General features: G+C 54.4%; 19 protein-coding genes. 9 read left to right on the plus strand and 10 right to left on the minus strand.

From position 1 onward, the window contains the following. Positions 1 to 7 precede the first annotated feature (7 nt). Complete coding sequence (locus tag ACR8BN_RS12890) at positions 8 to 967, minus strand: isoaspartyl peptidase/L-asparaginase family protein (protein ID WP_434746996.1); 960 nt, start codon at positions 965 to 967, stop codon at positions 8 to 10. A gap of 256 nt (positions 968 to 1,223) precedes the next feature. Between ACR8BN_RS12890 and moeA the strand changes: the two genes are divergently transcribed. Further along, positions 1,224 to 2,459: a molybdopterin molybdotransferase MoeA gene (gene moeA, locus ACR8BN_RS12895; protein WP_425022093.1), complete on the plus strand. Its 1,236-nt coding sequence runs from the start codon at positions 1,224 to 1,226 to the stop codon at positions 2,457 to 2,459. Then, entirely contained in the window at positions 2,460 to 3,218 is a 759-nt protein-coding gene (moeB, locus tag ACR8BN_RS12900) for a molybdopterin-synthase adenylyltransferase MoeB (RefSeq protein ID WP_031591746.1), read from the plus strand. It abuts the gene before it with no gap. A gap of 89 nt (positions 3,219 to 3,307) precedes the next feature. Here the strand turns inward: moeB and ACR8BN_RS12905 are convergent, their stop codons facing one another. The 7 genes from ACR8BN_RS12905 to mntR form a co-directional block, all read right to left on the minus strand. Then, a complete protein-coding gene (locus ACR8BN_RS12905) occupies positions 3,308 to 4,900 on the minus strand; it encodes an ABC-F family ATPase (protein WP_010254366.1) in 1,593 nt (530 codons plus the stop codon). A 178-nt stretch (positions 4,901 to 5,078) separates the two neighbouring features. Continuing rightward, the gene (locus tag ACR8BN_RS12910) at positions 5,079 to 5,480 is read right to left on the minus strand and encodes an H-NS family histone-like protein (protein WP_003850507.1); all 402 of its coding nucleotides are present in this window, start codon (positions 5,478 to 5,480) and stop codon (positions 5,079 to 5,081) included. An 865-nt stretch (positions 5,481 to 6,345) separates the two neighbouring features. After that, complete coding sequence (locus tag ACR8BN_RS12915; RefSeq protein WP_279851966.1) at positions 6,346 to 7,875, minus strand: efflux transporter outer membrane subunit; 1,530 nt, start codon at positions 7,873 to 7,875, stop codon at positions 6,346 to 6,348. Position 7,876: 1 nt separating this feature from the next. Beyond that, positions 7,877 to 9,445 (minus strand): DHA2 family efflux MFS transporter permease subunit, encoded by a 1,569-nt coding sequence (locus ACR8BN_RS12920; RefSeq protein WP_010254360.1) that lies wholly within the window; start codon positions 9,443 to 9,445, stop codon positions 7,877 to 7,879. Next, the gene (locus ACR8BN_RS12925) at positions 9,442 to 10,587 is read right to left on the minus strand and encodes an HlyD family secretion protein (protein WP_010254357.1); all 1,146 of its coding nucleotides are present in this window, start codon (positions 10,585 to 10,587) and stop codon (positions 9,442 to 9,444) included. The genes ACR8BN_RS12920 and ACR8BN_RS12925 overlap by 4 nt, the downstream gene beginning before the upstream one ends. Positions 10,588 to 10,737: 150 nt before the next feature. Continuing rightward, positions 10,738 to 11,847 carry an SLC13 family permease gene (locus ACR8BN_RS12930; protein WP_022625975.1) on the minus strand — a complete coding sequence of 370 codons (1,110 nt, stop codon included), beginning with the start codon at positions 11,845 to 11,847 and terminating at the stop codon, positions 10,738 to 10,740. A 20-nt stretch (positions 11,848 to 11,867) separates the two neighbouring features. Beyond that, positions 11,868 to 12,326, minus strand: a complete 459-nt coding sequence (mntR, locus tag ACR8BN_RS12935; protein ID WP_010254350.1) for a manganese-binding transcriptional regulator MntR — start codon at positions 12,324 to 12,326, stop codon at positions 11,868 to 11,870. A gap of 253 nt (positions 12,327 to 12,579) precedes the next feature. Between mntR and ACR8BN_RS12940 the strand changes: the two genes are divergently transcribed. Then, the gene (locus tag ACR8BN_RS12940) at positions 12,580 to 12,771 is read left to right on the plus strand and encodes a hypothetical protein (RefSeq protein WP_029518943.1); all 192 of its coding nucleotides are present in this window, start codon (positions 12,580 to 12,582) and stop codon (positions 12,769 to 12,771) included. Positions 12,772 to 13,012: 241 nt separating this feature from the next. Here the strand turns inward: ACR8BN_RS12940 and ompX are convergent, their stop codons facing one another. Continuing rightward, entirely contained in the window at positions 13,013 to 13,525 is a 513-nt protein-coding gene (gene ompX / locus ACR8BN_RS12945; protein ID WP_010254344.1) for an outer membrane protein OmpX, read from the minus strand. A gap of 368 nt (positions 13,526 to 13,893) precedes the next feature. On the opposite strand from ompX, the gene rhtA reads away from it, so the two are divergent. From rhtA to glnQ, 5 genes are all read left to right on the plus strand, one after another. Further along, complete coding sequence (rhtA, locus tag ACR8BN_RS12950) at positions 13,894 to 14,808, plus strand: threonine/homoserine exporter RhtA (RefSeq protein WP_010254339.1); 915 nt, start codon at positions 13,894 to 13,896, stop codon at positions 14,806 to 14,808. A gap of 326 nt (positions 14,809 to 15,134) precedes the next feature. Then, a complete protein-coding gene (gene dps, locus ACR8BN_RS12955) occupies positions 15,135 to 15,638 on the plus strand; it encodes a DNA starvation/stationary phase protection protein Dps (protein WP_031591741.1) in 504 nt (167 codons plus the stop codon). A 318-nt stretch (positions 15,639 to 15,956) separates the two neighbouring features. Next, a complete protein-coding gene (glnH, locus tag ACR8BN_RS12960; protein ID WP_134160580.1) occupies positions 15,957 to 16,703 on the plus strand; it encodes a glutamine ABC transporter substrate-binding protein GlnH in 747 nt (248 codons plus the stop codon). A 78-nt stretch (positions 16,704 to 16,781) separates the two neighbouring features. Next, positions 16,782 to 17,441, plus strand: a complete 660-nt coding sequence (gene glnP, locus ACR8BN_RS12965) for a glutamine ABC transporter permease GlnP (protein ID WP_022625976.1) — start codon at positions 16,782 to 16,784, stop codon at positions 17,439 to 17,441. Then, entirely contained in the window at positions 17,438 to 18,160 is a 723-nt protein-coding gene (glnQ, locus tag ACR8BN_RS12970; protein ID WP_010254327.1) for a glutamine ABC transporter ATP-binding protein GlnQ, read from the plus strand. Before glnP ends, glnQ begins: the two co-directional genes overlap by 4 nt. Positions 18,161 to 18,475: 315 nt before the next feature. Here the strand turns inward: glnQ and rlmF are convergent, their stop codons facing one another. Continuing rightward, positions 18,476 to 19,408, minus strand: coding sequence for a 23S rRNA (adenine(1618)-N(6))-methyltransferase RlmF (gene rlmF / locus ACR8BN_RS12975; RefSeq protein WP_031591737.1), 933 nt, complete (start codon positions 19,406 to 19,408; stop codon positions 18,476 to 18,478). A 141-nt stretch (positions 19,409 to 19,549) separates the two neighbouring features. On the opposite strand from rlmF, the gene ACR8BN_RS12980 reads away from it, so the two are divergent. Continuing rightward, positions 19,550 to 20,182, plus strand: coding sequence for a flavin reductase family protein (locus tag ACR8BN_RS12980; RefSeq protein ID WP_434746997.1), 633 nt, complete (start codon positions 19,550 to 19,552; stop codon positions 20,180 to 20,182). Position 20,183: the final 1 nt, after the last annotated feature.

Here is a 20,183-nt window from a genome sequence, read left to right on the forward strand (position 1 = left end):
CTGCTCCTTAACTTTCGCGATAGATAGCGACATCTGCCACTTCGCCGACCCGCGCCACACCGCGATACATCCCTTCGCTGTTGAACGGCAGCGCCACGTTGCCTGCGCGATCGACGGCAATCAGCCCCCCGCTGCCGCCCAGCTCCAGCACGCTGTCATGAATGACATTAACCGTGGCCTGCTGCAGCGAGCGCCCGGCGTAGCGCATCTGCACTGCCACATCGTAGGCCGCCAGCGTCCGCATAAAGACTTCTCCGGTGCCGGTACAGGAGACCGCCACGCTGTCGTTACTGGCGTAACAGCCCGCGCCTGGCAGCGGCGAGTCGCCGACCCGCCCGGCCTGCTTGTTGGTCATACCGCCCGTTGACGTGGCGGCCGCGAGGTTGCCCTCAAGATCCAGCGCGACGGCCCCCACCGTACCAAACTTACGGTCCGGGTCGAGCGGGTCGTCGCTGTGCGCAGCACCATCATGGTCCAGCACTGCCGTATCGCTGTTCAGCGCGCGCTGCAACTGCTCCCAGCGTTCCGGGGTTGAGAAGTAATCAGGCGTGACCGTTTCCAGCCCGTGCGCTTCAGCAAACTGCTCTGCGCCCTCGCCGATAAACAGGACATGCTCGCTATGTTCCAGCACGGCACGTGCCGCCAGCACCGGATTCCGTACCCGCGTTACGCCCGCGACCGCTCCTGCACCCAGCGTGCGGCCATCCATGATGCAGGCATCGAGTTCATGTGTGCCCTGATGGGTGAAGACCGCACCTTTACCGGCGTTAAACAGCGGGCACTCTTCCAGCAGTCGCACCGCTTCGGTCACCGCATCGAGTGCGCTGCCGCCCTGAGCCAGTATCTGCTGGCCCTGAGTGACAATATCGAGTAGCGCCTGACGATAGAGTTGTTCTTTTTCGGCGCTCATTGCTGAGCGCGTAATGGCACCGGCGCCTCCATGAATGGCGATCACTGCATTGACCATAACGATCTACCCTGTGGTTGCATCAGGACGAAAAACACTGATTTAAAATGGTTTTCAGCCATTTTTGGTGATTTTTGACTATAGAAAGCCTGCTAAGTGTTGTAAAGCGGAAACTGTTCCTGTGGTTATAACCTTTTCTTACCGCCATATTTCACTTTGGCCACAACAACAGGCAAGTCAGGCCGACACCGATGTGACTCAGCGGCTAATTCCCACCATAATAGACAGCATCTGAGATAACCAGGCTGGAATATCCATGGAAAGTTTTACTGCAGGCTTGATCTCCCTTGAGGAGGCACAACAAAAAATGCTGTCACAGCTGACGCCCGTCACCGACTCTCTTAGCGTGCCGCTGGCCGAAGCGGTCGGGCGTATCACCGCTAAAGCGGTGACTTCACCGATTGCCGTGCCACCATTTGATAACTCTGCGATGGATGGCTACGCCGTCAGGCTGGCAGACGCCAGTAACGGTCAGCCGCTGCCGGTGGCGGGTAAAGCCTTTGCCGGCGCACCGTTTAGCGGTGAATGGCCGCAGGGCAGCGTGATTCGCATCATGACCGGTGCGCCGGTGCCCGCAGGCTGTGAAGCAGTAGTCATGCAGGAGCAGACCGAAACACAGGGTGATGCGATTATGATCACCGCGCCGGTCCGTCCCGGACAGAACATTCGTCTCATCGGCGATGACATTCAGCCAGGCACCGTGGTGCTGGAAGCGGGAACGCGGCTGGGCGCGGCGGAGCTGCCACTGCTCGCCTCACTGGGTATCGCACAGGTCAGCGTGCTGCGAAAATTGCGGGTCGCTATCTTCTCCACCGGTGATGAACTCCAGCCGGTCGGCGAGCCGCTGGCCGAAGGCCAGATCTACGATACCAACCGCTTTGCGGTATCGCTGATGCTGCATAAGCTGGGTTGCGAAGTCATCGACCTTGGCATCATCAAAGATGACCCGGCCGCACTGCGTGCTGCTTTCACCGAGGCCGATCGGCAGGCGGATGTCGTGATTACTACCGGCGGCGTCTCGGTGGGCGAAGCGGACTTCACCAAAACGATGCTGGAAGAGCTTGGTGCTATCAGCTTCTGGAAGCTGGCGATCAAGCCTGGCAAGCCATTTGCCTTTGGCCGCCTCAACAGCAGTTGGTTCTGCGGCCTGCCAGGTAATCCGGTCTCCGCCGCCGTGACCTTTTATCAGCTCGTCCAGCCGCTGCTTGCCACCCTCACCGGCCAGCAAAAATCAGCATTGCCGCCACGTCAGAAAGTGCGCAGCGCCTCGCGGCTGAAAAAGTCACCAGGCCGGCTGGACTTCCAGCGCGGCATCCTGCGACAGAATGCACAGGGTGAACTGGAGGTAGAGACTACAGGGATGCAGGGTTCACACGTCTTCAGCTCCTTCGCCCAGGCAAACTGTTTTATTGTGCTGGAACGGGATCGTGGCAATGTTGAACCGGGCGAATGGGTCGAGGTGGAACCGTTCAATGCCCTGCTGGAGGCGTAAATGCTGCCTGAATTAAGCGATGAGGAGATGCTGCGCTACAACCGGCAGATTGTATTGCGCGGCTTTGATTTCGACGGTCAGGAGCGGCTGAAAGCGAGTCATGCGCTGATCGTCGGGCTGGGCGGACTCGGCTGCGCCGCTGCGCCCTACCTGGCGGCTGCCGGTGTCGGTAGCCTGACGCTGCTCGACTTCGATACCGTGTCGCACTCCAACCTTCAACGGCAGATCCTGCATCACGATGCTGACATTGGTCGTGCCAAAGTGGACTCCGCCGCACAAAGCCTGGCCGCCATCAATCCGCACTGCCAGCTGCATCCGGTCAATGGACAGCTGGACGATGCAGCGCTGCTGGCGCTGATCGCCCGGCAGCAGGTGGTGCTTGACTGCACCGACAACGTTGCGGTGCGTGAGCAGCTTAACCGGCTCTGTCGTCAGCAGCGGGTGCCACTGGTCTCCGGCGCCGCGATTCGGATGGAAGGTCAGATCAGTGTATTCAACTGGCAGCCCGGCACACCCTGCTATCGTTGCATCAGCCGCCTGTTTGGGGAACAAACTCTGAGTTGCGTGGAAGCGGGCGTCATGGCTCCGCTGGTTGGCGTGATTGGTGCGATGCAGGCGATGGAAGCGATTAAAGTGCTGACGGCATTTGGCAAGCCCGCCACCAGCCGGTTGCTGATGTACGATGCGATGAGCGCGGAGTTCCGCAGCATGAAGGTGGCGCAGGATGCGCACTGTGAAGTGTGTGGTGGTAGCGCGTAGCGACAGCAGGAACGCCTCTGCTCCCTGAAGCACGTGCTGAACCAACAAACCACCAAAAAAACGGGGTGGCCTGCGCCACCCCGTTTCAATCAGACGATACCCTGACTCCGCAGGTAATCTTCGTAATTACCGGTGAAGTCCACCACGCGGTCTGCTTTCAGCTCTATCACGCGGGTTGCCAGCGAGCTGACAAATTCACGGTCGTGTGAAACAAACACCAGCGTGCCTTCATACATCTCCAGCGCCATATTGAGCGATTCAATCGACTCCATATCGAGGTGGTTGGTCGGCTCATCCATAATCAGAATGTTCGGTTTTTCCATCATCAGCTTACCGAACAGCATACGACCCTTCTCTCCACCGGAAAGCACTTTGGCCGGCTTCTTAATATCATCCTGTGAAAACAGCAGACGACCCAGAATACCGCGAATGGTCTGCTCATCATCGCCAGGCTGTTTCCACTGACTCATCCAGTCAAATACCGTCAGGTCATTGGCAAAATCGTCTGCGTGATCCTGAGCATAATAACCAATACGTGCATTCTCTGACCATTTAACGCTGCCGTTATCTGGCGTCAGCTGACCCACCAGCGATTTTAACAGTGTTGATTTACCGATACCGTTGGCACCGATCACCGCCAGCTTCTCACCCACTTCCAGCAGCAGATTTAAATTCTTAAACAGCGGACCGTTATCAAATCCTTTGGTCAAACCTTCCACTTCCAGCGCATTACGGAACAACTTCTTGTCCTGCTCAAAGCGGATAAACGGGTTCTGACGGCTGGAGGCTTTCACTTCATCCAGTTTAATTTTATCCATCTGCTTAGCGCGTGATGTCGCCTGACGCGATTTAGAGGCGTTGGCGCTAAAACGACTGACGAACGATTGTAAGTCGGCAATCTGCGCTTTTTTCTTGGCATTATCGGATAACAGACGTTCACGCGCCTGGGTCGCCGCGGTCATATATTCGTCATAATTACCGGAATAAACCCGCAGCTCGCCATAATCCAAATCAGCCATGTGCGTACAGACCATATTAAGGAAGTGACGGTCATGCGAAATGATAATCATGGTGCTGTCACGCTCGTTCAGCACCTGCTCCAGCCAGCGAATAGTATCGATGTCCAGGTTGTTCGTCGGTTCGTCGAGTAACAGAATATCGGGATTAGAAAACAGCGCCTGCGCCAGCAGCACACGTAATTTAAAGCCCGGCGCAATTTCGCTCATCGGGCCATAATGCTGCTCAACCGGAATGCCGACGCCGAGTAATAACTCACCGGCACGAGACTCCGCGCTATAGCCGTCCATCTCACCGTAAAGTGCCTCAAGATCGCCGACTTTATACCCCTCTTCTTCGCTCATTTCTGGCAAAGAATAAATACGGTCGCGCTCCTGCTTCACTTCCCATAACTCATGGTGACCCATGATAACGGTGTCCAGTACGCTAAATTGTTCAAAGGCGAACTGATCCTGACGCAGCTTACCGATGCGCTCGTTGGGATCGTAAGAAACATTGCCGCCTGAAGGCACCAGATCGCCACCCAAAATCTTCATGAAGGTGGATTTTCCGCTGCCGTTCGCACCGATTAAACCGTAACGATTACCGCCGCCAAATTTAACGGAGATATTTTCGAACAGTGGCTTGCTGCCAAACTGCATGGTGATATTGCTGCTAACTAACACGGCATTGACCTTTGTGAAGAGAATGGATGAAAAAACGGCGGCTATTATGCCAGATGTGACGCAGCGCACGCCAGCGTCAGCCGTGGATTCCTTCCGGGGTGATTGATATCCCGGCAGAAATAAAAAAGCCGGAAGGCCATGATGGCCCCCCGGCTCCCACTTACAAGGATTGTGTTGATCAATCGATCAGGAAACTGTCCAGGCTTTTACCGGAATCCAGCGCTTTTTTAATCGCTGCCGGGGTACGGCCCTGGCCAGTCCAGGATTTCTGCTCACCATTTTCGTCAGTGTAAGAATATTTAGCCGGACGCGGCGCACGCTTGGTACGTTTTTTCCCGCTTTCCAGTGCACCTAATAATTCATTAGGATCGATACCGTCAGCCAGCAGCATTTCGCGATATTTAGAAAGCTTTTCTTCTTTTTCGCGATTCTGCGTCTCTTCCGCTTCTGCTTCTTCACGGCGCTCAGTAACAACCACCGTTAATTTTTCCAGGATCTCTTCAAGATCGGTCAGTGGCAGTTCACGAGCCTGGGCACGTAATGTGCGAATATTGTTCAGTACCTTAAATGCGTCACTCATCACAATGTCCTTGATTAAGGGGGGTTAATAAAACTGTAGCGCCAAGACTACCTAATTCAAATAAAAAAATAAATTATTTTTACGCTACAGATAATTCCTAAGTATTAATTGAGCCGAAACAGAGCTATTAAAAACAGGCGTACCTGACCTTTTATTAACGCTGAATTAACAACAAATGGCACTTTTACTCAGGAGTTGAAAACGATTTCAGGCAGATTATCCCGGCTGAAGGCTGTCAACGCTATCCGCTAAATGCGGGCTGTGCACATCATTATTTACGATTACGGGCCCGGGATAACAGATTAAAAATGTGCCTGCTCGTGACCTCAGTCACACCAGCTTACAGATTATGCTTAAAAAGCCACCCCCGGCACCGTTAAATAGCGCAAAAGAATTAACGCTCTGGTGGCTTTTTTAATTATGCCCTTTGCCACCTGTTAACCATTTTTGCCGCTGCAATTTATAGCAGAGTCGGATTATTCGCAGATCGCTTAACTGCGCAATAACAGTTCCGCCCGGCTCAGGCTGACTGAATAGTCTCACGCGTCCCCACTCGTTCAGTCGTAAGTTGCCTTAAAAAAGCATCAAAGAAATAAATTGAGAAAGGTGACAGAGCTCAAAAACCTGAATGCGGAAAGTGCCAGCAACATAAAAATAATCGCTCGCCGGAGGCGCTGATAATAACCCTGCGCTTACCACTGCTTTATTTTCTGCTGGCTGCACCCGTTACAGTGATGCTGAGAAGCTCTCTTTTTCAATGAGTTAGAGCATGGGGAACAACATGGAGAGACAGGCAGCATCGGTTTTAACGCTGCCGGAGGAGAGAAAAAGCGGTAACTGCGCAGAGACAGCTACCGCCGGATGACTAGTTAGCCTGCGTGGCCGGGCCAAATACCGGATATTGCGGCATATCCACGTTCTGGTAAGTCTCCCAGCCGCCGCCCAGCGCTTTATAGAGCGCCACTAAATCGAGTGCACTCTGCATCCGCGCCTGTGTCGCCTGCTCCTCTGCCTGTGCCAGCTGACGCTGCGCATCCAGCACCTCCAGGAAGGTCGAGAGCCCCTGGCGATAACTGTCGCTGGCGAGATCAAAGGCGCGCTGAAGCGCACCGGTTGTCTCATCCAGCGCGGTGACTCGCTGCTGATCGGCGCGATAGCTGACCAGCGCATTCTCCACATCCTGCAACGCCGTCAGCACCGTCTGGCGATAATCCAGCGCGGCACTGGCCTGCTGCGCCCGCGCTAACTTCACGCTCGACACCAGCTGTCCGCCCTGGAAAATCGGAATCGATAACGACGGGCCATAACTGTAGAAATGGCTGCTCCAGTTATCCAGATAGCTGACATCGGTGTTGCGCACGCCCAGCTGGCCGGTCAGTGACAGGCTCGGGAAAAGCTGCGCGACAGAAACCCCAATCTCAGCGGTTTGTGCATGCAGCGTCGCTTCAGCCTGACGAATATCAGGACGACGACGTGCCAGCGTAGAAGGAATGCCTACCGGGACAAACTGTGGCAGCGGCGGTAACGCTTTTGGCGTACTGAGTTCAGCATCCAGCGACCCCGGTGTCTTACCGAGCAGCACCGCTAACCCATTCATCGCCTGCCGCGCCTGCGACTGATACTGCGGCAGTTGCGCCTGCAACGTGCTGAGCTGGGCACGCGCATTTTCCACATCGGTCAGCGGGGCCAGGCCATTACGCTGCTGGCTTTGGGTCAGCTCGGTTGTCTGCTGCGCCACCTCAATCTGCTGTTGCAGCGTCTGAATCGTGCTCTGCGCGCCGCGCAGCTGCAGCCAGGCACGCGCCACTTCGGCCTCCAGTGAGACCAGCGCATCATTGCGCTGTTCTATCGCTGCCTGCTGCTGGGCATTAGCTGCCTCAACCTGACGGCGCACTTTGCCCCACAGGTCCAGCTCCCAGCTGGCATCAAAGCTGCCCTGATAGAGGTTAACCGGCTGGGTCAATCCATTGAGCTGGCTGGCAACGTTGCTGTCGAGCTGATCGGTTGCGCCATTGGATTTCAGCAAGCCTTCCAGCCCGAGCTGCTGACGCGTCACTTTGGCTGAACCGCCCAGAGTGGGGAACAGACTGCCCTGCGCCTGCGTCAGCTGTTCACGAGCCCCGGCAATGCGCAGCACCGTCTGCTGCAGGCTCAGGTTGCCCGCAATCGCCCGCTCAATCAGACTGTCGAGTTGCGGATCATTGAAGCTGCGCCACCAGCGTGAATTAATCTCGGCATTTTGTGGCTTTGACGCCTCCTGCGAATCCAGGGTGTTGTAGCCACCCGGCACGGCAGGTTTCGGCGCCTGATAGTCAGGTCCGACGGCGCAGCCCGCCAGCCCGAGGGCCAGCAGTAAACTCAGGGGTTTCAGGCGATGAGAGTAAAAAACCTTCATGTTAGTGTGCTCCTGCACTGCCTTCGCTCTTAATCGGCGACAGCAGCCAACAAAATGGAATCAAAATCAGGGCGACAATACTCAGGCCTGAGAAGACATCGATGTAAGCGAGGATACGCGACTGCGCAATCATCTCCTGATAGAGCTGACCGGTTGCCAGCGTGACGGGATCGCCCACCGCCGAGGTAAAGTCGCGTATCGCCTGCGCCCAGTGCTGAAGGGTAATGTTGAACGGCTCATTCAGCGGCGTCATGTTATGCACCATGTGCGCCGACCGCACCTGTTCGCGCTCGGTAATGGCAGCGGTCGAGAGTGAAATCCCAATCGATCCGGCTACGTTACGGAACATGGTAAACAGCGCCGAGGCGTCAGCATTAAGCCGCTGCGGAATGGTGACAAAGGCGATAGTCGTCAGCGGGACAAACAGGAAACCCAGCCCGATTGACTGTGCGCTACGCATCAACACCAGCGTGGTGAAATCGACATTGGGCGTTAAGGTGGCGGAGTAGAGAAACGCCACGGCCAGACAGCTGAAGCCAAACGCAATGATGTAGCGCGTCTGAACGATCGGCATCAGTTTCAGCACCAGCGGTATGGTCAGTACAATCAGCACCGCGCCAGGCGACAACACCAGACCTGACCAGGTGGCGGTGTACCCCAGATCCTGCTGCGCCAGCTGTGGCAGCACTACGGAGCTGCCATACAGAATCATCGCCATCCCCGCCATCAACAGGCCGGCGACCCAGAAGTTGCGGTCTTTCATCACCAGAATATCGACCACTGGCTTACGGGCATACATCAGCCAGTAGATGGCACCGACGATGCCGATCAGCGCCAGAATGGCGAACAGCACGATAAAGTGCGAGGCAAACCAGTCCTCATCCTCTCCGCGATCCAGCATCACCTGCAGACAACCCAGTCCTAAGGTAATCAGGCTGATGCCGATATAGTCGATCTTCAGCTTACCTTTGGCCCACTTACGCTCCCACGGTGGATCTTCCAGCAGCTGATAGATCGCCAGCACGGTAAGCACGCCGACCGGAATGTTGATAAAGAACACCCAGCGCCAGCTGTAGTTGTCGGTAATCCAGCCACCTAATGTCGGGCCAATCACCGGCGCGACAATAATGGCGATAGAGGAGAGCCCAAATGCCTTGCCGCGATCTTCCGCCTTGAAATAGTCCAGCAGCACAGACTGCTGAACCGGCTGCAATCCGCCACCGAAAAAGCCCTGCAGCACGCGGAACAGAATGATTTGCCACAGTTCGGTAGCGATGCCGCACAGGAATGAGCAGATGGTAAACATCACGATGCAGATCAGGAAAAACTGTTTACGGCCAAACAGTCGGCTGAAGAACGCAGAGATAGGCAGCACAATTCCGTTCGCCACCAGATAGGAGGTCAGCACCCAGGTTGACTCATCGTAACTGGAGGAGAGCGAACCGGCGATATGCGGCAGCGCCACGTTAACAATGGTGGTGTCGAGGATCTCCATAAACACCGCCAGCGTGACCGTGATCGCCACTAACCACGGATTACTGGCGGGTTTCCAGCTCTGCGCCGTACTCATTCCACCGTTACCTTCGGTTCAACTGAGAGACCCAGCGGCAGAGGATGGTTTGGATCAAGGCCTTTGTCGATGACAATTTTAACCGGCACGCGCTGAACGATTTTCACATAGTTACCGGTGGCGTTTTCTGACGGGAAAGTCGAGAAGCGTGAACCAGAGCCCATCTGAATACTGTCGACATGCCCTTCCAGCTTCATATCCGGCCAGGCATCGACGCTGATTTCAACTTTGTCGCCAGGATTCATGTGTTGCAGCTGAGACTCTTTGAAGTTAGCGGTGACCCAGATTTCAGGCGAGACCAGTGAAAACAGCGACGATCCCGCCTGCACCAGTGTGCCCAGCTGCACGTTACGCTTGGTGACAAACCCGTCATAGGGCGCGCGAACCTGGGTATAGGAGAGATTAAGATCGGCCGTGCTTAACTGTGCCTTCGCCTGCTCAACCTGTTGCTGACGCGCTTCAACATTGGTCTCCTGCTGGCGAATCTGCAGAGCAACCTGTGACGCCACTTCAACCTGTGCTTTCGCGCTTTGTAACTGCGCCTGCGCCGAACGTAACTGCGCGGACGCGCTGTCGATATTACGCTGACTGGTCGCACGCGGGTCGACGCCGCGCTGGCGACGATAATCCGCCTGCGCATTAAGCAGATTCGCTTCGGCTTTCGCCTGATCTGCCAGCGCCTGATCGCGCTGTGCCGGATACTGTACCTTTGACAGTGCCAGCTGAGCCTGCGCCTGATGTAGCTGTGCGACAGCTAAACCGAGCTGCGCATTAGCCTGTTCACGCTGGGCACGATTGTCGCTGGGATCGATCTCCACCAGCAGATCGCCCTTCTTCACCCGCTGGTTATCTTTCACCAGCAGCTTCACGACATAGCCGGAGGCTTTAGGCGCAATGGTAACGGCATCGCCTTCGGTAAAGGCGTCGTCGGTGGTTTCAATATTGCGGGTAGTGAACCAGAACCAGAAGCCGACAATCAGCATAATCACCACCACTACCGCCAGAATAATCAGCGGCTTTTTACCGGGGCGTTTACGCTCAGGCTGCTGGTCGTTGTCCTGATTTTCCTCTGACTGACGGTTTTTATCCGTCGCATTCTCTGCGTCCTGCTGGTGTGGATCGCGTTGGTTATTCTCGCTCATAGTTCCCATCACTGGCTAAGGCCCTAATTCCCGGGCATAAAGGTCCTGTTAACCTTATATCGGAAACTGACAAAATCCAGCGCAACTTTACGAAACTTGAGAAATGGCGCACATCCTGCCACCTGTGGCGGTTAGCAGGATGCGTCGGGTCTAATTGAGCAGCCGCAACAGCAGCCAGCCGCTGGCCATCGACCAGGCAAGCAGAGGGAGAGAAAAGAGATGGAAATGCCACCAGACGGCCCGATCCTTCGCCATACGCAGGGCAATCAGGTTGGCGAGCGAACCCGGCAGCAGGCCGAATCCGCCAATATTGACCGCCCAGGCCAGCACATCGCCAGGCGGGACTTTCTGCAGCAGCAGAATCGTCGCCGGAACGTTGCTGATCACCTGTGACAGACCAATCGCCAGCAGGTAGAGCTGCCCCTGACCGAAATGAGAAACCGCATCAAAGTGAGCCTGCATCACCGGCAGACGCGTCATCAGGAAGACGTCAATAAACATGGCGATAAACACCGCCAGCAGGCTCCAGTCGATGCGCAGCAGCACCGGACGCGCCATCACCAGGAAAGTGGCAAGAATCAGCAGCAGGACCCAACCGGTGATTTCCAGCTCCAGGCCGGCGATAAACAGCAGATATAACACCACGCTGACAATAAACAGTGGCTTCTGCCACTGCGGCTGTTCCGGGTTGTCATGCTTATCAATCGACCGCTTTGAAAAGCTGAACCAGGTTAATACCATCAGGCTAAGCAGCAGCCAGGCGGCCAGCGGCAGCATCTGCACAATAAACGCGACAACGCTTAATTTGCCGTGGCTCCACAGCAGAATGTTTTGCGGGTTGCCGACCGGCGTCAGCAGGGATCCGGCATTGACCGCCAGCGCCTCGAAGATGATCAGTCGCGAGATGGGTAAGTGAGAGAACTTTCGCAGCGTCAGCGTCAGCGGCACCAGAATAAACAGCGCTACATCATTGGTCAGAAACGTAGAGAGCAACGCGGCAGCCAGCACCATAAACAGCGCCAGCGCACGTTCGTGCCGGAAACGCGCAATCAGTCGTCCCCCCAGCACGTCAAAGTAGCCACTGGTTTCCAGCCCTTTGGTCAGGATCAACAATCCGGTGAGCGTAATAATGGTATGCCAGTCTACGGCACCGGGCAGATCGGCCCAGCGAAAATCCGCCAGAAATGCCAGAACTACACCAATCACGATTAATAAATGCAAAACAGAGTCATGCAAAAAAGATCGAAGCAGTTGAGGCATGATGAAGGTACGCCTTAGCGTTAGCGGGTTTCGGAGAATTTCTTAAATACGGCCAGCGTTTCATCACTGACGTGATGCTCAATCCCTTCTGAATCACGTCGGGCAGTTTCGGGACTGATGCCTAACGCCAGCAGAAAACTTTCAACAATGTGATGACGGGCGCGGCTCTCCTCTGCCAGTTTCTCCCCTTCACCGGTCAGAAAGACACCGCGGTAAGGCACCTGCTCAACCAGCCCGGCACTGCCAAGCCGCTTCAGCATTTTCGCTACGGTCGGTTGCGAAACGCCCAGGCGGGCCGCCATATCGACCTGACGCGCTTCGCCAAATTCACCAATCAAATCAGAGATTAACTCAACGTAGTCATCAATTAATTCCCGACGATGCGCTTCCCGCACCTGCCGAAAACCTTCGACATGCTCTTCAATATCTTTCAGTGGTCCTTTTGGCGCAGAAACCACGCTTTTAGCACGACGACTCATTCAGCTTCCTCATTATTTTTTCCCGTACTGTCACTGCTGTACGGATTTAGCTGCGCTCATTGTAAACCAGCCGCAAAGAAGCTCAAATTTTTCGTCATTAGCCTTGGCTAAAGGATATAGCCAGTGCTATATTTGACGATAATGTAAGCAGCAAAAGAGCGATCCCTGGTGATCCTCTGTTGCTCCGGTGATGATGACGCTTCTCACCGCAGGCTGCTGACTACCGCGTCGACAATGATTGGGAGGTGATTCTATGAGCACCCTGAAATGTTGCTTAGATTGCAGCAAATGCTTCCAGGCTGAGAAGAAAACAACCACGGAGATGAAATCCTGGCTGTGCCTGCTGACGCGTTCACCGTTCACACTGCGTCTGATGTTGCTGGAAAAACTGCTGGGCCATAAGTCTGACGATCGTCGCTGTCAGAATCTGATCTGGCGCGGCTAAACCTGATTCTATGCCTTTCAGCCGCTGGCTGAGAGGCGCACTCTCCCTTTCTGCTTTCTCTTTTTCCTGTTTCCCCTTCGAATCAATATGTCCTGCGGTATCAACCAGCATGGCGGCTGATCGGCTACAGCGATCCGGAAAAGTCGGGAAACGTGCAGACACGTGAAAGGGGTCAGTAAAATCAGCACAATAAAAAACGGCCCACCGGGGGCCGTTTTTTTGCAGGTCAGCTAAGCTAAACTTAGAAGCTGTAACCTACGCCAGCAATCCAGGTGCCAACGTCAACGTTACGGATACGGCTCTGCTCGTAACCCACGTCAACTGCGAAGTCCTGAACTGGGTTAAACTGCAGACCTGCGCCGTAAGAGAAACCTACGTCGCTTGAATCAGTTTTATCGCGTGATGAAGTATCGTTCTGCTGGAATTTACCGTAGCCGATACCCACAACACCGTAGATGCTTGCCCAGTCATTCAGACGGAAAGCAGGACCACCGGTCACACCGTAGTACTGGCCTTTGTTATAAATGCCAGAATCGGTGTTATCTTTTTCTGTGTAGGTGAATGAACCGATCCAACCCAGTGGGTTAGAACCGTCTTCGTAGCGGTATTTCAGGTTGAAGCCGTTAGCTTTGTTAGCTACGCCCTGATAGTCGCTCTGAGCATAGCCACCAGTTACGGTGCTCTGTGCCATTGCTGAACCTGCAGATACTGCCAGTACACAGGCTAATGCTGAAAGACATGCAATTTTTTTCATAACCACCTCAAATGTGAAAATACTTCTCTCCTGACAACGCTGAAAATATAACAAAAAATAGCGAGAAACTCTGCCCGGATTTTGTTGTCTAACAGAATGTTTGGTGTAACAGGAAGTTAATGCGACAACCTATGTCATTCATTTTTCTTATAAAATCCGTCATCTTTCTGCAATAATCATTTTGTGCTCATTTCGTTCTTTAAGTTAAATCCTAAAAAAACCTGACATTTCTTTACCTAAATGGCCCTGATTGTGGCCAAAAATCGCTCAGTTGAGACAAATTTAAAACCCCATTCCGTGATTTTTTGCCTGCTATTTCCTTTACACTGGCTGACTCATTACGTTGCTGACCAGGAAAAGTACACAGGATGTCTGCCTCTCCCGCTTCTAAAAACCTTGCCCCGATAGTGATGCCGATTGCCGTACTGCTGATTGCGATGCTGTCGCTTCAGGGCGGTGCTTCGCTGGCGAAAAGCCTGTTTCCTGCCGTTGGCGCTACCGGCATCACCGCGCTGCGTCTGGGCTTTGGCACCCTGATACTCTGTATTATCTTCAAACCCTGGCGTTTACGCTTTAGCCGGGAACAACGTCTGCCACTCCTGATGTATGGACTGGCGCTGGGCACAATGAATTTCACGTTCTATCTGGCGATTCGTACCGTGCCGCTGGGTGTGGCGGTGGGACTGGAATTTACCGGCCCGCTGGCGCTGGCGCTATTCGGATCGCGCCGGCCACTGGATTTTGTCTGGGTGTTGCTGGCCGTGATTGGTCTGTGGTTCCTGCTGCCTTTTGGCACAGGCATGACTGCGATTGATCCGCTGGGCGCTGCGCTGGCAGTGAGTGCAGGCGCCTGCTGGGCGATCTATATCCTGGCAGGACAGCGGGCAGGCGCAGAACATGGCCCGGCGACAGTGGCTATCGGGTCGCTGATTGCCTCGGTGATTTTTGTACCGCTGGGGCTGACGTTCGCAGAAAGTGGCATCTGGACATGGGCCGTTATGCCGATCGCGTTGCTGGTTGCCCTGCTCTCCAGCGCCATTCCCTATTCGCTGGAGATGATCGCCCTCACCCGCTTACCGGCGCGCATCTTTGGCACGCTGATGAGTCTGGAACCCGCCATGGCTGCCTTTTCCGGCATGCTGTTTCTGGGGGAAACCCTGACCGGGCTACAGTGGCTGGCGCTGCTGGCGATCATCATCGCCTCGGCAGGTTCAACGCTGACCATGCGGCCGAAAAAGAGTCAGTTAAACAGCGTTGAATTATCAGACGATATCCAAAAATAAACGCTATCCGCCCCGCCTGCCGGCGGGGCTAAATAATAATCATGCTCATCGTGAGAATTATTCTTAATCTTCGCTCCTTCCTGCGCTGCCTATTTTGAAACAGACACTTACCAGTTATTTACATAATAGAATAACAACATGATTTAAATAGCTATTTATTTGATATTATATTTTAACATGGCATTAACCTTCTTAGCCCAGCTCTGCTTTGACTAAAGACGCACGCTATTTCATCCATCGACAAAGTCGTTTCTGCAAAGCTGAAAAGCGCTGCTATACTTATCCGGTACTTGATTAGGACAACCATCAAAGAGAGGACTGAAACGATGAGTACCGCTAAATTGGTTAAAACTAAATCTTCTGACCTGATTTATACCCGTAATGATGTGGCCGAAGACGATAAAAAAGCCACCATCGCGGTGTTAAACCGTATGGTAGTCGAGTTTATTGACCTGTCATTGATCACTAAGCAGGCGCACTGGAACATGCGCGGTGCTAATTTTATCGGTGTGCATGAGATGCTGGACGGTTTCCGCACCGCGATTACCGATCATCAGGATACTATTGCCGAGCGTGTGGTTCAGCTGGGTGGCGTGGCGCTGGGCACCACGCAGGTCGTTAACGATACGACTCCGCTGAAGAGCTATCCGCTGAATATCCATAGCGTTCAGGATCATCTGAAAGCGCTGGCAGACCGTTACAGCGTTGTCGCGAATGACACCCGTAAAGCGATCACTGAAGTGAAAGACGAAGATACCGCTGACATCTTCACTGCGGCATCACGTGACCTTGATAAATTCCTGTGGTTTATCGAAGCGAACATCGAATAAGACTCAATGCAGTCTGTCAGGCGGGGAAACCCGCCTTTTTTACGTCTGTGTTACCGCATTTTTATGACCCTGTTAACAGTTCTTCCCTCCTCCGCTTCACAGCCTTAACATCTGAGGCACACTACCGCTTGCACCAAAACAGCCACCTGCACCAAAACTGAGCACCAAACTGGTGCAATGGCAGAATTAACTGCAAAATCGTGTCAGCTATGTTATTTAACTCTCTGATTTCGCGGATTTTGCAAAGTTGGCATAATTCTTTCATATGACAAGCCGCAAACGCAGGCCCTGCCGCCTGGTAGTAAAAAAGGAAAAATGATGAAGTCACTGTTAAAAGTTTCTGTGGCCGCGCTGGCGCTGGCCTTCTCTCTCTCTTCCACTGCAGCAGACAAGAAGCTGGTCGTCGCCACGGATACCGCCTTTGTTCCGTTTGAATTTAAACAAGGTGATAAATATGTCGGCTTCGATGTGGATCTGTGGGATGCCATTGCGAAAGAGCTGAAGCTCGATTACACCCTGAAGCCAATGGACTTCAGCGGCATTATCCCTGCACTGCAAACGCGCAATGTCGATCTGGCACTGGCGGGTATCACCATTACCGAAGAACGTAAAAAAGCGATTGAGTTCTCTGACGGCTATTACAAAAGCGGTCTGCAGGTGATGGTGCGTAACAATGAAAACGCCATCAAAGGCATCAGCGATCTGAACGGTAAAGTGGTTGCAGTGAAAAGCGGCACCGGCTCCGTGGAATACGCGAAAGCCAACATCAAATCCAAAGATCTGCGTCAGTTCCCGAATATCGACAGCGCCTATATGGAGCTGGGCACCAACCGTGCGGACGCCGTGCTGCACGACACGCCAAACATCCTTTACTTCATCCATACCGCCGGTAAAGGCCGCTTTAAAGCGGTAGGCGATTCAATTGAAGCGCAGCAGTATGGTATCGCCTTCCCGAAAGGCAGCGACGATTTACGTGAAAAAGTAAACGGCGCACTGAAAACCCTGAAAGAGAATGGCACCTACAACACGCTCTATAAAAAATGGTTTGGCACTGAACCTAAATAATAATTTGCCCGTTATCTGATTTCAGCAGGGAAACTTTTTCCCTGCTTTTTTCCATCGCAACATATCTGGAGTGACACCATGGAGTTTGACTGGAGCGTCATCTGGCCCGCCATGCCAGCGCTGCTTGAAGGCGCTAAACTGACCTTAATTATCTCAATTATTGGACTGGTTGGCGGCCTCTTCATCGGCCTGGTAGCGGGCTTTGCCCGCGCTTACGGTGGCTGGATCACCAATAACATCGCACTGGTGTTTATCGAAATTATTCGCGGCACCCCTATCGTGGTGCAGGTGATGTTTATCTATTTTGCGTTGCCGATGGCGTTCCCCGACCTGCGCATTGATCCCTTCAGCGCGGCGGTGGTGACCATCATGATTAACTCCGGCGCTTACATTGCCGAGATTACCCGTGGTGCCGTGCTGTCGATCAACAAGGGCTTCCGCGAAGCCGGACTGGCGCTTGGCCTGTCGAGCCGCGAGACGCTGCGCTACGTGATTATGCCGCTGGCGCTGCGCCGTATGCTGCCACCGCTGGGCAACCAGTGGATTGTCAGCATCAAAGATACTTCGCTGTTTATCGTTATCGGTGTGGCTGAACTGACCCGTCAGGGTCAGGAGATTATTGCCGGTAACTTCCGCGCGCTGGAAATCTGGAGCGCCGTCGCGATTATCTATCTGGTTATTACGCTGGTGTTGAGCTTTGTGCTGCGCCGCATTGAGAAAAGGGTGAAAATCCTGTGATTGAATTTAAAGATGTCTCCAAGCATTTTGGCCAGACCCAGGTGCTGCACAATATCGACCTGAAGATTAACCAGGGCGAAGTGGTGGTGATTATCGGCCCATCCGGTTCCGGTAAATCAACCCTGCTGCGCTGCATTAACAAGCTGGAAGAGATCACCAGTGGCGAACTGATTGTCGATGGTCTGCGCGTCAATGACCCGAAAGTCGACGACCGCCTGATTCGTCAGGAAGCGGGCATGGTGTTTCAGCAGTTTCATCTGTTCCCACAGATGAGTGCGCTGGATAACGTCGCCTTTGGTCCTATCCGTGTGCGCGGTGCCAGCAAAGAGGCGGCACGCCAGCTGGCGCGTGAGCTGCTGGGCAAAGTGGGCCTCGCCGAGCGCGCGCACCACTTCCCGTCTGAGCTTTCCGGCGGTCAGCAGCAGCGCGTGGCGATTGCCCGTGCGCTGGCAGTTAAGCCGAAGATGATGCTGTTTGATGAGCCAACCTCAGCGCTCGACCCGGAACTGCGTCACGAAGTGCTGAAGGTGATGCAGGATCTGGCGGAAGAAGGCATGACGATGGTGATTGTGACGCACGAAGTAGGCTTCGCACAGAAGGTGGCTTCACGGCTGATCTTTATCGATAAAGGCCGGATTGCGGAAGATGGCGATCCCGACAGCCTGATCAGCAACCCACCCAGCGAGCGTCTGCGCGAATTCCTGCAGCACGTATCCTGATCAAAACGGGCCGCATCGCGGCCCGTTAAAACTGATGACAATCCAAACCAGGGTAAATCTGGCAGCAACGAATAAACCCGAAGCACAGGGAACCCGGTCAGAAGAGGAAAGCGTCCCGCGCCAGGGACGGCGCGGGCCGAGCGTGTCATGGATGACAGCCTTTGCGTCTTTCCGATCTGACCGGGTTCCCTGTGCCAGCTCGGTCTTACCTCCACCGAGTCGGGCGTTGTCAACAATCAAAACGGGCCGCATCGCGGCCCGTTCTATTTTACTCTTCGCCCACAGATACACCTGTTACCCATGTAAAGCGATACCTCAGTTCCCCAGGCGACTCAGCAGCTTAGTGCGCTGGGCGGCAGGCATAAAACTCCACGCCAGGAAGCGGCTCTGCTTCTGACCCTGCGCCATATTAACCACGCGCATCTCCGCCACGTCGAGCGCCTGCAGCTGTTTTTCCAGCGCCGGTAAGTTCTCTTTGCGCGACACCAGCGAGGTAAACCAGCCGATCTGACGACTAAACGCCACGCTCTCGGCGATCATCTTGCCGATAAAACCTTTTTCGCCACCGGGATACCACAGCTCATTGTGCTGGCCGCCAAAGTTGAGCGGCGCACTCTTATCCAGTCCGAGATTACGGACCTTACGCTGCGATCCCGATACCGCCTCTTCTGCCGAGGCGTGGAATGGCGGGTTACACATCACTGCACTGAAAAATTCAGTTTTACTGACCACACCAGCCAGCACTGCATCGCTGTTTTTCTGACGACGCAGACGGATCTGGCGCGTCAGGCGCGGATTGGCCGCAACAATGCGGTTAGCAGCTTTGATGGCGGCTTCATCGACTTCGGTGCCGGTAAAGCGCCAGCCATATTCTGCAGCGCCAATCAGCGGATAGATGCAGTTTGCGCCGCAGCCGATATCCAGAACGTCCGCCGTCGGGATTACGCCGTTGTTATCCAGCGCCAGCAGATCGGCAAGGTAGTGCAGATAATCGGCGCGTCCCGGCACGGGCGGGCAAAGTGAGCCGGGAGCCAGCTGCCAGTCGATGTCGTAAAATAGTTTGATCAGCGCCTGGTTCAGCAGCATCACCGCCTCCGGGTCCGCGAAATCCACGGACTGCACGCCATAACCATTGGGCCGGACTTTGGCTTTCAGCGGCGGATGGGCAGCGGTTAACGCGGCAAAATCGTATTCGCCCTGATGGCGATTGCGGGCGTGGAAGGGCGACGTGCTGGCTGACTTTTTCATACGTTCTCTCAATTATTCAGGCGCGCGTACAATACGCTGTAGGCGGCGGAAAATAAACCCGCACCATCCGCTTACCTCTTTCCGATTCCGTCGGGCGATGCTGTCGGGCTAAGATAAATAAAATTCCCTGCTGGAGAAGTTATGACCCGGAAACGCTATTCCTATCAACCCCGTGCTGGTCACGGTCTGCCGCACGATCCGCTGAACGCCATTATCGGGCCGCGTCCGATCGGCTGGATTAGCTCAGTGAGCAGCAGCGGCCAGCCCAATCTGGCACCTTACAGCTTCTTTAACTGCTTCAACTATCATCCGCCGATTATCGGTTTCGCCAGCAGCGGCTGGAAAGACAGCGTGAGAAATATTGCTGAGACCAAAGAGTTTGTCTGGAACCTGGCGACCCGTCCGCTGGCGGAAGCGATGAACGAAAGTTCCGCCTCGCTGCCTGCCGATCAGGATGAGTTCGCCTTTGCCGGTTTAACGCCGCTGGCAGCTTCTCAGGTCAGCGCCAGTCTGGTGGCAGAGAGCCCGGTCAACTTCGAGTGCCGCCTGACGCAACTGATTCAGCTCCAGGATGCCAGCGGCAATCTGATCGACAGCTGGCTGGTGCTGGGTGAAGCGGTGGCGATTCACATCGATGAATCACTGCTGGAAGAGGGCATTTATCAGACCGCTAAAGCCGAACCGATTCTGCGCGCGGGCGGCCCCAGCGCCTATTACGGCATCAGCGAAGCGCAACGTTTTGATTTAGTCCGTCCGGACGCACGCCGCAGGTAAT

The sequence above is a fragment of the Pantoea sp. Lu_F5_004 genome, assembly GCF_051136245.1.
In the GTDB taxonomy this organism is placed as follows: Bacteria; Pseudomonadota; Gammaproteobacteria; order Enterobacterales; family Enterobacteriaceae; genus Pantoea; species Pantoea agglomerans.

What these genes read in the sequence shown, in the direction of transcription:
- ACR8BN_RS12920 (WP_010254360.1), bottom strand. Translation starts at nt 9,445, where the DNA reads ATGAGTACGGCGCAGAGCTGGAAACCCGCCAGTAATCCGTGGTTAGTG.
- ACR8BN_RS12940 (WP_029518943.1), top strand. Translation starts at nt 12,580, where the DNA reads ATGAGCACCCTGAAATGTTGCTTAGATTGCAGCAAATGCTTCCAGGCT.
- moeB (WP_031591746.1), top strand. Translation starts at nt 2,460, where the DNA reads ATGCTGCCTGAATTAAGCGATGAGGAGATGCTGCGCTACAACCGGCAG.
- rhtA (WP_010254339.1), top strand. Translation starts at nt 13,894, where the DNA reads ATGTCTGCCTCTCCCGCTTCTAAAAACCTTGCCCCGATAGTGATGCCG.
- moeA (WP_425022093.1), top strand. Translation starts at nt 1,224, where the DNA reads ATGGAAAGTTTTACTGCAGGCTTGATCTCCCTTGAGGAGGCACAACAA.
- ompX (WP_010254344.1), bottom strand. Translation starts at nt 13,525, where the DNA reads ATGAAAAAAATTGCATGTCTTTCAGCATTAGCCTGTGTACTGGCAGTA.
- glnH (WP_134160580.1), top strand. Translation starts at nt 15,957, where the DNA reads ATGAAGTCACTGTTAAAAGTTTCTGTGGCCGCGCTGGCGCTGGCCTTC.
- ACR8BN_RS12980 (WP_434746997.1), top strand. Translation starts at nt 19,550, where the DNA reads ATGACCCGGAAACGCTATTCCTATCAACCCCGTGCTGGTCACGGTCTG.
- glnP (WP_022625976.1), top strand. Translation starts at nt 16,782, where the DNA reads ATGGAGTTTGACTGGAGCGTCATCTGGCCCGCCATGCCAGCGCTGCTT.
- dps (WP_031591741.1), top strand. Translation starts at nt 15,135, where the DNA reads ATGAGTACCGCTAAATTGGTTAAAACTAAATCTTCTGACCTGATTTAT.
- rlmF (WP_031591737.1), bottom strand. Translation starts at nt 19,408, where the DNA reads ATGAAAAAGTCAGCCAGCACGTCGCCCTTCCACGCCCGCAATCGCCAT.
- ACR8BN_RS12925 (WP_010254357.1), bottom strand. Translation starts at nt 10,587, where the DNA reads ATGAGCGAGAATAACCAACGCGATCCACACCAGCAGGACGCAGAGAAT.
- mntR (WP_010254350.1), bottom strand. Translation starts at nt 12,326, where the DNA reads ATGAGTCGTCGTGCTAAAAGCGTGGTTTCTGCGCCAAAAGGACCACTG.
- ACR8BN_RS12910 (WP_003850507.1), bottom strand. Translation starts at nt 5,480, where the DNA reads ATGAGTGACGCATTTAAGGTACTGAACAATATTCGCACATTACGTGCC.
- ACR8BN_RS12930 (WP_022625975.1), bottom strand. Translation starts at nt 11,847, where the DNA reads ATGCCTCAACTGCTTCGATCTTTTTTGCATGACTCTGTTTTGCATTTA.
- ACR8BN_RS12890 (WP_434746996.1), bottom strand. Translation starts at nt 967, where the DNA reads ATGGTCAATGCAGTGATCGCCATTCATGGAGGCGCCGGTGCCATTACG.
- ACR8BN_RS12915 (WP_279851966.1), bottom strand. Translation starts at nt 7,875, where the DNA reads ATGAAGGTTTTTTACTCTCATCGCCTGAAACCCCTGAGTTTACTGCTG.